A 10,874-nucleotide genomic window follows, 5' to 3' on the forward strand; every position below is an offset into this window, starting at 1 on the left:
TCGCGCACGGAGCGCCGGAACAGATCACGAGAACCGGGCGGGACGCTCGATCATGGGACGTGGGTGGGGGTTGTCTAATCTCGTGTTCGACATGAGCAGCACCGCCGAGAACACCACCACGACCGTTCCCCACGTCGACTACCTCGTGCTCGACGGCGGGGACCCGCATCTGGTCGCCCACGAGTGCACCGCATGCGGGGCCCGGTTCTTCGACCGCCGCAATGCGTGCGCAGCGTGCTTTTCGACCGACTTCACGACCGTTCCGATCGCGACCACCGGAACGGTGCAGGCGTTCACGATCGTGGCGTTCGCGGCGCCGGGCATTCCGGTGCCGTTCGTCGCCGCCGTGGTCGACTGCGACGGCACGAGCGTCAAGGGCAACATCATCAACGTCGACCCGGATCCGGCCAACATCTCGACCGGGATGTCCGTCCGCCTCGCCACCTACTCGCTCGGCACCGACGACAACGGAGTCGAAGCCATCGGCTACGGCTTCGAGCCGGCCGACTGACCCGCCCACCATCCGCCACCCACATCAACGAATCGATTCCAGGAGCACACCATGAGCGCATCCGACGAGGTCTTCATCCTCGGTATCAACATGACGAAGTTCGGCAAGCACTTCGACAAGGACGTCGTCGACCTCGGAGCGGAGGCGATGATGGCCGCCCTCGCCGACGGTGGCGTGACGATGGGGGACATGGGCATTCTCGCGGCCGGGAACCTGATGGGTTCCGGAGGGATCGGCCAGCAGCTCCAGAAGCAGGTCGGCCAGACCGGCATCCCCGTCTACAACGTGTCCAACGCATGCGCAACCGGCGCCACGGCGCTGCGAACGGCGATCATGGCGATCAAGGCCGGCGAGTGCGACATGGGCCTCGCGGTGGGTGTCGAGAAGCTCGCCGGGGCAGGTCTGCTCGGCTCGAGCGACGCGAAGAAGTCCGACACCCACGAGTGGGAACCGTCCGGGCGCCTCGGAGCGGTGACAGGTGTCGATGGCCGGATCGGCAGCGCGACGATGCCGGCGCTCTTCGCGCAGATCGGGATGGAGTACGGACACAAGTACGACGGTGTCGATGCCGAGCTGTTCGCACGGATCTCCGAGAAGAACCATTCGCACTCGACGCTCAACCCGCTTGCCGCCTACACCAAGGCGATGTCGCTCGAACAGATCATGGGCGACATGATGATCGCCTACCCCAACACGCGACCGATGTGCTCCGCGAACTGTGACGGTGCTGCGGCGGCGGTCGTGGTGAGTGGGGCGAAGCTGCGAACGCTCTCTCTTGAGCAGCAGCGCCGAGCCGTGAAGGTGTCGGCGTCGGTCCTCACGTCCGATCCGTACGAGGAGGCCTGCCAGATCCTCCCGAACGTGAACACGCTCACCCGCAATGCTGCCCAGCAGGCGTACGAGACGTCCGGCGTCGGCCCGTCCGATCTCGATCTCGTCGAACTGCACGATTGCTTCGCGACGGCGGAACTGGTCCACTACGACAACCTGATGTTGTGTGAGGAGGGCGGCGCTGCCGACTTCTTCAACTCCGGAGCGCCGTGGCGGACGGGAACGACCCCGGTCAACGTCTCGGGCGGCCTGCAGTCGAAGGGTCACCCGATCTCGGCGACCGGCATCGCCAACATCTGGGAGGTCTGCCACCACCTGCGCGGTGAGGCAGGTGACCGCCAGATCGACGATGCCAAGGTCGGCCTCGCCCACGTCATCGGCCTCGGATCGGCATGTGGCGTCCACGTCCTCGAGAAGTCAGCCCTCGGCGCCGCCGCCTGAGGTGTGACGTGACGGGTCAGCCCGCTACGTGACGCTGGATCGGAGGAGGGGCAGGATCTCGGGTGCCAGCCGTTCGGCGGTGAGTGGCCCGATCGACGTGGCCTCGTCGAGTTCTTCCGCGTTCGTCGGTCGGGCGTGAGCGATCGCCGAGAGATCCCGGTCGGAGAGCAGCTGGGTCGGAACGATCCGGGCACGGAGCGCTGAGGCTGCTCGCCATTCCGTCAACCGTTGGAGCGTCGGATCCACCGTGCGCGCCCGTCGGAGCGACGCGGGAGGTGGAACGGCCGCCGGCGGATCGAGCTCCAGATCGGACAGGAACGGACTGGGCTTGCGGCCGTACCCGGCCCTGCGCTCCGCGTTCGTGAGGACCAGTGCGTCGGTCGCTCGGGTCACGGCGACGTAGAGCAACCGAGCTTCCTCTTCGCGCGCTGCGGTCGTCGTCGCCGACTTGTGGGGCATGAGATTCGTCTCGATCCCCGTGACGTACACGGTGTGCCACTCCCGACCCTTCGCGGCGTGAAAGGTGAGCAGGTCGACCCCGTCGGTCGTGCCGTCGTCGAACGGATTGGTCGTGGCGATCCACGACCGGAACTCGGCGCCGTCACCACGCGGCTGGTCGCGCAGGAACTCGAGCAACGTGGTCGCGACCCGTCGCTCGGCTTCGACACGATGCAGGGCCGCCGTTGCCTCGCGAATCTGGGACTGATGCGGGCTCGACGCTCGCACCGACGGCTCACCCGGACTGCTGCGTCGATCGTTCAGGTCGTCGAGTCGGGCCTGCGCCGATTCGAGCGCGTCGAGGTCGTCCAAGCTGTCGTGCGCCCACGCCCGCAATCCCGATGGTGACGTGTTCGACGACGCGTCGCGGATCGCCGCCTCCAGCGGTGAGCCGCCGGCGGTGGAGGATCGTCGAACGGCGACACCACGATCGCTCAGCGCCGTCTCGAAGGCGCCGAGCTGGGCGTTGGTCCGAGCGAGGACCGCGACGCCCCCGCTGCGGATCAGGTTGGGGTCGCCGCGCGCGATGCGACGGGCGACGAGGTCGGCTTCGGCTTCCTCGTCGGCGACGGACGACCGGGTCACGGGTGGACCGTCGTCGCGTGCGGAGCGGATGTCGGCCGTCTGACCTCCGGCGGTCAGCACGTGGGCACCGACGGCCACGATCTGCGGTGTGCAGCGGTGGTTGACCGGCAGCCGGACGACCTCGACGCCGGGGAACCGTGTTTCGACGTCGACGAGCAACGACGGATCGGCACCATTGAAGCCGTACACCGCTTGCGCCGGATCACCGACGAGGAACAGGTCGTCGCGCCCGGTTCGGAGGAGATCGACGAGGCGGTGCTGGAGTGGGTTGAGGTCCTGGGCCTCGTCGACGAGGAGATGACGGAACCGCCATCGCAGGCCGTCTGCGAAGTCGGAGTCGCGTCGGGCATCGGCGAGCACGTCCAGCAGCACGTCGTCGAAGTCGATGATGCCGCGTTTGCGCTTGATGTCGGAGTAGGCGGAGAAGGCATCCGCCATCTCGTCGACGCCGCCGGCCGGCTTGCGCCCCGCTCGACGCGCCGCCGAGGCGTAGCTGTCGACCGAGATGCCGCGGGCCATCGCCCACGAGATCTCGTTGTTCGCAGCATCGAGAGCCAGCCGTCCGCCGGGAAAGCCGAACTCCTTCTGCGCGTCGCGGAGCACGCGCCGACGGTCGCTCGCGATCGTCTTCGGGCGTCGGTTCGTGTCGGTCCAGCGTTGGCGGAGAACCCGCAACATCACCGAGTGGAACGTGCCCGCCTCGACGTGATCGCGCAGGCCGAGGCGTCGCAGCCGGCGCCGAAGTTCCCCCGCCGCCTCCCGCGTGAACGTGAGCGCCAACGTGTGTCGAGCGTCGGCGTCACCGAGGGCGATGCGATGGGCGATTCGCCGTGTGAGCACCCGCGTCTTGCCCGAACCAGCGCCGGCGACCACCGCGACGAGGTGGCTCTCGGCGGTCACCGCTCGACGCTGATCGGGATCCAGATCAGCAATCAGCGCATCGGCGTCCACGCGGTCATCGTAGAAGGAACGGGTCGGTGGAAGTACCTTGCGAACATGGCCTACCCGCGTCGGCGCCTGCACCCTGGTGAGGAGATCGCCGTCGATCTCCGACCCCACTGGTGGTACTACGCGAAGGTCGCGGCGGTGCTCGTCGGCTCGGTTGCGTTCGGCATCGCAACCCTCTCGTTCGATGACGGGACGACGCGCACCGCGTCGACGTGGGCCGCACTGGCCCTGATCGCGTTGTCCACCCTGTGGCTGATCGCGCGATACCTGAGGTGGGCGCGCACGATGTTCGTCGTGACGACCGAGCGCATCATTTTCCGCACCGGGGTGGTCGCGACGTCGGGTATCGAGATCACGCTCGACCGGGTGGACACCGTGCAGTATCGGCAGTCGATCTTCGAACGGATGGTGGGTGCCGGTGACCTGGTGATCGGAGCGGGCGAGCGTTCCGGGGACCATCGCTTCACCGACATCGCTCGGCCGCGTGCAGTTCAAGCGGCGATCCACGAGCGGGTGGAGGAATTCGATCGGCGGCGAGCGACGCCTGCCGCGGAGAATCCGGACGTGGCCGCGCAGCTGGAACGATTCGAGGCGATGCTCGAACGTGGAACACTCACCTTCGACGAGTTCCAGCGACAGAAGGAGCGGCTGCTCGATGAATGATCCCAGCGCAGGAACCCCTCGAACGCGGCACCGTGTCGTCAGCCTCGTTCCGTCGTCGACCGAGACGTTGCTCGCATTGGGAGCCGACGTCGTCGCGTGCTCACGGTTCTGTGAACAGCCGGACCTGACCCACGTCGGCGGGACGAAGAACCCGGACATCCCGGCGATTCTCGATCTGGCGCCGGACCTGGTCGTGCTCGATTCGGAGGAGAACCGCATCGAGGATCACGACGAGATGGTCTCCGCCGGACTCGACGTGTTCGTCTCCGATGTCGTCGACCTGACGACGGCCCTCGAGGTCGTCGGCCGGCTCGCCACGGCGAGCGGCGTCCCGAGTCCGTCGACGGTCGACGCGATGCCCGAAGTCGCCGCTGATGTCGCTCGGCGCACCGCATTCGTTCCGATCTGGCGGCGTCCGTGGATGACGATCTCGTCGGCAACGTACGGTGGCTCGCTGCTCGCTCATCTCGGGATCGACCTGATCGCGACCGCCGGTGACGGCGCATACCCGACCGTGGACCTCGCCGATGTTGCAGCCGAGCACCCGGACCTGGTGATCGTGCCCAGTGAGCCGTACGACTTCGGAGCACCTCACCTCGCGGAGCTCGCCGATGAAATTGCCGGAGCGCATGTCGTCGAGATCGATGGTCAAGACCTGTTCTGGTGGGGGATCCGGACCCCACACGCGGTCAATCGCCTGGCGGCAGCACTCGCGCTCCCGCCGACGGAGTGACGATCCACGCGTCCTGGAGTGCGCCCGGCTCGCAGATCGCCACCACGCAGCCGCCGAATCCGCCACCGGTCATCCGTGCGCCGAAGACTCCGTCGGTCGCGTTCAACTCGTCGACCGCAGCGTCCATCTGCGGGGTCGACGTGTCGAAGTCGTCGCGGAGGCTGGCGTGGCCGGCGCGCAGGAGGCGGCCGAGCGCCGGGTAGTCGGCACGGCGGAGGGCATCGGCGAAGTCGCGAACCCGTTGGTTCTCGCTCACGACGTGGCGCGCCCGTTTCCGAGCGATGGGATCGGTGATCGCGTTCACGAGGTCGAGCGTTGCCGCGCGGAGCGGGCCGACCTCGCTCGTCGCCCGAGCGCACTCGTCGACCCGATCGCTGTACGACGACCCCCGCAGAGTCCGGTGAGCGATGAACCGGACGGCGATGTCGATCTCGTCGGGAACAGGAACCTGCTCGATCGACAGCTCGGCGCAGTCGATGAGTGTCGCGTGGCCCGCGACGGCGGCCGCGATGCAGTACTGGTCCATGATCCCGGTCGGGACGCCGGTTGCAGCGTGCTCGGCGCGGCGTGCGTGTTGTGCGAGTTCGAGCGGGGAACCCTCGAACCCGAGGGCGAGACCGATTACGCACATCAATGCAGCGCTCGACGACAATCCGGCCCCCGCTGGGATGTCCGACCGGAGGTGCCCCTCCAGGCCCTCGGTCGATCCGAGCTCGGCGGCGACCGCGGCGATGAACGACGCCCATTGGGGTTCGAGCGACGACGGGTCACCCTCGAAGGGGAGCGTGACCTCGACTCGGCCGGGCGCATCGTCCGACGTCAGCACCAGGTCGGAGCCGTGACGGGTCGCAGTCAGCGTGGTTCCCCGGTCGATCGCCATGGGGAAGGCGAGCCCGCCCGTGTAGTCGGTGTGTTCGCCGATCAGGTTGACCCGTCCCGGCGCGTGAACGCTGAGCACGGTCGGGTTCGTCACGTGAGCAACGTAGTTGCACCACCGATCCGGTCTGGCGCTCCGGATCGGACGGACCGGGTGGGCCGAGCGGAGCGCGGTCTGCCATGATCGGCCGATGCCTCGCGCTGCACTGGCCTCCGGGATCGAGATCGAGTACGAGACCTTCGGAGAACCCGCCGATCCGACGCTGTTGCTCGTGTGTGGCTACACGTCGCAACTCAACGGGTGGGATGCCGGACTCTGCGCGCAGTTCGTGGCGCAAGGGCTGCACGTGGTCCGCTACGACAACCGCGATGTCGGGCTGTCGTCGAAGTTGAAGGGCGCCGTCCAACCGGGCAAGGTGCTCGCTGCGACTCTGGCGGGCGAGCTTCCCGAGGTTCCGTACACGTTGTCGGACATGGCCGCCGACGGGATCGGACTACTCGACCACCTCGGAATCGACCGGGCACACATCGCCGGCGTCTCGATGGGCGGCATGATCGTGCAGACGATGGCGATCGAGCATCCCACTCGGATCGCCAGCCTGACGTCGGTGATGTCGAGCCCCGGTGACCCCCGCTGCGGAGCGCCCACGCCGGAGGCTCGTGAGGCGCTCCTCACGCCGCCGCCGACGGACCGTGCCGCGTACATCGAAGCGTCGACCCGCGGCGAGGTGTGGGCGTCGAAGCGCTACGTCGACCACGACGCGTTGAGGGCCCGTGCCGCCGCCGACTTCGACCGCGCGTTCTACCCGCAGGGAGCGACTCGTCAGCTCGCGGCGATCTACGCGAGTGGCGACCGTTCGGCGGGTCTCCGGGAGCTCGATGTTCCCACGCTCGTCATCCACGGTCGTGACGACACGCTGATCACGCCGACCGGTGGAGAGACGACCGCTGAACTCGTCACCGGTGCGCGTTATCTGCTGATCTCGGACATGGGCCACGATCTGCCGGTGCCGCTCTGGCCGGTCTTCGCCGAGTCGATCGGCGGACACATTCGCGTGGCCGAAACGGCCTGACCCGCAACCGACGCGTCCCCACCACCACACCCGAACGAAGAACACGAACCAGGAGAGAAACAATGCCCGGACCACTTGCAGGACATCGCATCATCGAGATCGCGGGGATCGGTCCCGGACCGTTCGCGGCGATGTTGCTCGCCGACCTCGGTGCGGAAGTGATCCGGGTGGAGCGCGCCGGAGCGGTGCGCGGACCCGCTCCGGAAGAGCCGCACGGTGACATCCTCCTGCGCGGTCGGCGCAACATCGCCATCGACCTGAAGAACCCCGACGGCGTCGAGACGCTGCTCGGTCTCGTGGAAGGCGCGGACGCGCTGATCGAAGGTTTCCGTCCCGGAGTGATGGAGCGCTTGGGGATCGGTCCCGACGTGTGCCTCGCCCGCAACCCGAAGCTCGTGTTCGGGCGGATGACCGGCTGGGGTCAGACCGGTCCGTACAGCCAGGCGGCCGGACACGACATCAACTACATCTCCCTCGCTGGTGCACTCGCGCACTTCGGCCGCAAGGGCGAGGGTCCGACGCCGCCCTTGAACATGGTCGGCGACTTCGGCGGCGGTGGAATGTTCCTCGCGCTCGGCGTGGTGGCCGCGCTGCTGGAGGCCGGCAAGAGCGGCGAGGGCCAAGTGGTCGACACCGCGATGGTCGACGGCTCGGCGGTGCTCATGTCGATGTTCTGGGCGTTCAAGGAGATGGGAGCATTCGACGAGAACGCTCGGGGTACCAATCTGCTCGACACCGGGGCGCACTTCTACGACGTCTACCGGTGCAGCGACGGTGAGTACATCTCGATCGGGTCGATCGAGCCGCAGTTCTACGCCGAGCTGCTCCGGCTCACGGGGCTCTCCGACGATGAGCAGTTCGCGAAGCAGATGGACCAGGGCGAGTGGGGGCCGTTGAAGGAACGGCTGACCGAGGTGTTCGCCGGGAAGACCCGCGAGGAGTGGTGCTCGATCATGGAGCACACCGACGTGTGCTTCGCTCCCGTGTTGACGATGTCGGAGGCTGCCGCACATCCGCACAACGTCGAGCGGGAGACGTTCATCGACGTCGGGGGAGTGACCCAACCCGCGCCGGCACCTCGCTTCAGTCGGACGGCGACGTCGGTCGAGTCGGCACCGGCATGGCCGGGGGAGCACACCCGCGACGTGCTCGCAGCGTGGGGTTTCGACGAGGCGCGGATCGACGAACTGATCGAGTCGGGAGCGGTGCGACACGCTGACTGAGCCGCCACACTGACCGGAATGGGAACGCTCGTCTGTCTGCACGCTCATCCCGACGACGAATGCATGTCGACCGGGGGAACGATGGCGCGGGCTGCCGCTGACGGTCATCGTGTCGTGTTGATCGTCGCGACCAACGGCGAGTTCGGTGAGGTTCCCGACGATCTACGCGACGGCGAGACGCTCGCGGATCGTCGACGCTCCGAAACCGATGCTTCTGCCGCAGTGCTCGGGGTCGAGCGCGTGGTCTGGCTCGGCTACAAGGACTCGGGGATGACCGGCTGGGACGGCAACGCCGATGCGGCATCGTTCCACCGAGCCGACCTCGACGAGGCGGGCGAGCGGGTGGCTGCCGTGTTGCGTGAGGAGCGGGCCGACGTGTTCACGATCTATGACTGGCACGGAACCTATGGACATCCCGATCATGTCCAGGTGAACCGAGTCGGGCTGCGGGCGGCGGAACTGGTCGACCATCCGATGCGGACGATGGAGGCCACGGCGAATCGCGATGCGATGGCAGCGATGATCAACGCGGCACGCGAGGCAGGAATCGAGGCGGGACCGGGGGAGGGCCAGGAGGAGTTCGACCCGCAGGGTCCGGCCGATGACGGCAACCCGTTCGGTGAGCCGGAGTCGGTCATGACGCTGTGCGTCGATGCCTCCGCGCAGGCTCCGGCCAAGCGGGCCGCGATGCGGTGTCACCGCAGCCAGATCACCGATTCGTCGTTCTTCCTGGAGATGCCGGACGAGGTGTTCGCGAGCGCCTTCGGGTCCGAGTGGTTCATCGAGCACGACCGCACGCCGCCGTACCGGACCGGCTGGATCTTCGACTGACCGCCACCCGCGTCCCGACCACCTCATGAACGACTTGCACGACGCTCACGTTGCAGCTGGTTGGTTCCTGATCGGGTCCAACGCCTTCGTGGGACTCTGGGCCCTGGCCGCGCACTACCTGACGTCACTGCGGTCTCGCGTGCTGTGGGTGGCGACCGGAATCGCCGAGATCTCGACCGTGGTCGTCGCTGCGATCGGGGCGTTGATCGTGAATCGGGAGGGGATCGAACTCGACGCGTTCCACGCCCTCTACGGGTTCAGCACGATCTTCGCGGTGGCCATCCTGTACAGCTACCGCAACAGCCCGTTCATCGCCGACAAGCTGTACCTGCTCTACGGCTGCGGCGGCCTGTTCATCATGGGCCTCGGCCTCCGAGCGGCACTCCTTCCCTGAGCGGCCCGTCGGTGCCGTCCACCGACGGACACTTCGTCAGCGGACGGCGGTGGGGAGCTGGCGGGGGTCCCAGTCCAGCTCGATGAGGCCGCGCTCGCAGGCGAAACGGTCGGTCATTCCCGCAACGTAGGCGACCGCGGCGCGGACGGCTTCGGTCGATCCAGCCTCCACCAGCTCCAGCGGCAGGTCGGCCGGGAGGACGCCGCGGGCGGTCGCATCGGGGATCGAGTGCGGACGATCGGCGTAGTGCTCGGTGAGCGCCCGGAGCAGGGAGATGACCGCGTCGGCCTGCTCGCGCGATGCCGGACGGAGGTAGATGTTCTCGTAGTTGAACTTCCGGAACGCGGCCAAGGCCGCAGCGGTGTCGGGCAACATGCCGATCCGGCCGGTCTGCAGCGTCGCCGCGATCATCGCCCGGACGAACGTGCCGAGCTGGCCCGAACGGTCGGTGCCGCAGTGCCCGGCGACCTCGGCGGGCAACATGTCGGCCGTGACGATCCCGGAGGCGACGGCGTCCTCGAAGTCGTGGCAGACGTACGCGATCCGATCCGCCCAGGACACGACCTCACCTTCCGGCGTCTGCGGGGCCGGAAGGCTCCAGGAGTGGTTGCGGATGCCGTCGAGCGTCTCGCTGCAGAGGTTGAGTGGTCGCAGGGTCACGTTCGCGCCCCAGGGCGCGTGATCGAAACCCTCCTCCAGGAACGGTGACAGCGCATCCTCGCTGGCGTGTCCACCGGGGCCGTGTCCGCAGTCGTGACCGATCGCCATCGCTTCGACGAGCGGCACGTTGAGACTGAGCGCCTGCGCGATGGACCGTGCGACCTGCGCGACCTCGAGCGCGTGTGTCATCCGGTTGCGCTGGTGGTCACCGGGAAACACGAACACCTGGGTCTTCCCGGCGAGGCGACGGAAGGCCGAGTCGTGGAGGATGCGGTCCCGGTCACGCTCGAAACAGGTCCGGTAGGGATCCGGCTCCTCCTCGGCCGCGCGGTTGCCGGCTCCCGTCGCCTGAGTCGCGTTCGAGGCGAGCAGTGTGTTGTCGCGTTCCTCACGCGCTTCGCGAGTGAGGATCTGAGCGTTGCCGACCGTCGCGAACGAGTCCGCATGGGCGAGCACGATGTCGTCGTCGGCGTGCCCGGCCATCGACGACGCCCAGCGGTCGGCGCGCTCCTCGGAGGTGTCCACGAAGGGAAGATCGTCCACACCCCCAGGCTAGGGCCCGGCCCCATCAGTCGTTCTCGTGAACTGTTCCCGCGCTCCGTGCGCG

The 10,874-nt window shown here is 67.7% G+C and carries 11 protein-coding genes; 8 read left to right on the forward strand and 3 right to left on the reverse strand.

Annotated elements, in window-relative coordinates; translation table 11 throughout:
* The first annotated feature begins 91 nt into the window (after positions 1-91).
* Together ON45_RS06390 and ON45_RS06395 are read left to right on the forward strand one after the other, a co-directional pair.
* A complete protein-coding gene (locus ON45_RS06390; RefSeq protein WP_040492815.1) occupies positions 92-511 on the forward strand; it encodes a Zn-ribbon domain-containing OB-fold protein in 420 nt (139 codons plus the stop codon).
* Between the two features lie 51 nt (positions 512-562).
* A complete protein-coding gene (locus tag ON45_RS06395) occupies positions 563-1,783 on the forward strand; it encodes a thiolase family protein (protein ID WP_040492809.1) in 1,221 nt (406 codons plus the stop codon).
* A 24-nt stretch (positions 1,784-1,807) separates the two neighbouring features.
* On the opposite strand, the gene ON45_RS06400 is transcribed toward ON45_RS06395, so the two are convergent.
* Positions 1,808-3,817, reverse strand: coding sequence for an ATP-dependent helicase (locus ON45_RS06400; RefSeq protein ID WP_158412241.1), 2,010 nt, complete (start codon positions 3,815-3,817; stop codon positions 1,808-1,810).
* Between the two features lie 45 nt (positions 3,818-3,862).
* On the opposite strand from ON45_RS06400, the gene ON45_RS22575 reads away from it, so the two are divergent.
* On the forward strand, positions 3,863-4,477 hold the full coding sequence (locus ON45_RS22575) for a PH domain-containing protein (RefSeq protein ID WP_158412243.1): 615 nt from the start codon (positions 3,863-3,865) through the stop codon (positions 4,475-4,477).
* Positions 4,470-5,210 (forward strand): helical backbone metal receptor, encoded by a 741-nt coding sequence (locus ON45_RS06410; RefSeq protein ID WP_040492811.1) that lies wholly within the window; start codon positions 4,470-4,472, stop codon positions 5,208-5,210. The genes ON45_RS22575 and ON45_RS06410 overlap by 8 nt, the downstream gene beginning before the upstream one ends.
* Here ON45_RS06410 and ON45_RS06415 read toward each other — a convergent pair.
* Positions 5,167-6,183, reverse strand: a complete 1,017-nt coding sequence (locus ON45_RS06415; protein WP_051062610.1) for a galactokinase — start codon at positions 6,181-6,183, stop codon at positions 5,167-5,169. The two genes, ON45_RS06410 and ON45_RS06415, sit on opposite strands and share 44 nt — an antisense overlap.
* 94 nt (positions 6,184-6,277) lie before the next feature.
* Between ON45_RS06415 and ON45_RS06420 the strand changes: the two genes are divergently transcribed.
* The 4 genes from ON45_RS06420 (at position 6,278) to ON45_RS06435 (ending at position 9,607) form a co-directional block, all read left to right on the forward strand.
* A complete protein-coding gene (locus ON45_RS06420) occupies positions 6,278-7,159 on the forward strand; it encodes an alpha/beta fold hydrolase (RefSeq protein ID WP_040492818.1) in 882 nt (293 codons plus the stop codon).
* 62 nt (positions 7,160-7,221) lie between these two features.
* Positions 7,222-8,382 (forward strand): CaiB/BaiF CoA transferase family protein, encoded by a 1,161-nt coding sequence (locus tag ON45_RS06425; protein ID WP_040492812.1) that lies wholly within the window; start codon positions 7,222-7,224, stop codon positions 8,380-8,382.
* 18 nt (positions 8,383-8,400) lie between these two features.
* Entirely contained in the window at positions 8,401-9,213 is an 813-nt protein-coding gene (locus tag ON45_RS06430) for a PIG-L family deacetylase (RefSeq protein ID WP_040492813.1), read from the forward strand.
* Positions 9,214-9,238: 25 nt separating this feature from the next.
* Positions 9,239-9,607 carry a hypothetical protein gene (locus ON45_RS06435; protein WP_040492814.1) on the forward strand — a complete coding sequence of 123 codons (369 nt, stop codon included), beginning with the start codon at positions 9,239-9,241 and terminating at the stop codon, positions 9,605-9,607.
* Positions 9,608-9,643: 36 nt separating this feature from the next.
* Here ON45_RS06435 and ON45_RS06440 read toward each other — a convergent pair whose 3' ends face one another.
* Positions 9,644-10,750 (reverse strand): HD domain-containing protein, encoded by a 1,107-nt coding sequence (locus tag ON45_RS06440; protein WP_051062611.1) that lies wholly within the window; start codon positions 10,748-10,750, stop codon positions 9,644-9,646.
* Between the last annotated feature and the right edge of the window lie 124 nt (positions 10,751-10,874).

The organism is Ilumatobacter nonamiensis YM16-303, from assembly GCF_000350145.1.
Lineage (GTDB): Bacteria > Actinomycetota > Acidimicrobiia > Acidimicrobiales > Ilumatobacteraceae > Ilumatobacter_A > Ilumatobacter_A nonamiensis.

Coding starts and splice junctions, on each gene's coding strand:
- ON45_RS06390 (WP_040492815.1), top strand. CDS start 92: ATGAGCAGCACCGCCGAGAACACCACCACGACCGTTCCCCACGTCGAC.
- ON45_RS06395 (WP_040492809.1), top strand. CDS start 563: ATGAGCGCATCCGACGAGGTCTTCATCCTCGGTATCAACATGACGAAG.
- ON45_RS22575 (WP_158412243.1), top strand. CDS start 3,863: ATGGCCTACCCGCGTCGGCGCCTGCACCCTGGTGAGGAGATCGCCGTC.
- ON45_RS06410 (WP_040492811.1), top strand. CDS start 4,470: ATGAATGATCCCAGCGCAGGAACCCCTCGAACGCGGCACCGTGTCGTC.
- ON45_RS06420 (WP_040492818.1), top strand. CDS start 6,278: ATGCCTCGCGCTGCACTGGCCTCCGGGATCGAGATCGAGTACGAGACC.
- ON45_RS06425 (WP_040492812.1), top strand. CDS start 7,222: ATGCCCGGACCACTTGCAGGACATCGCATCATCGAGATCGCGGGGATC.
- ON45_RS06430 (WP_040492813.1), top strand. CDS start 8,401: ATGGGAACGCTCGTCTGTCTGCACGCTCATCCCGACGACGAATGCATG.
- ON45_RS06435 (WP_040492814.1), top strand. CDS start 9,239: ATGAACGACTTGCACGACGCTCACGTTGCAGCTGGTTGGTTCCTGATC.
- ON45_RS06440 (WP_051062611.1), bottom strand. CDS start 10,750: ATGGCCGGGCACGCCGACGACGACATCGTGCTCGCCCATGCGGACTCG.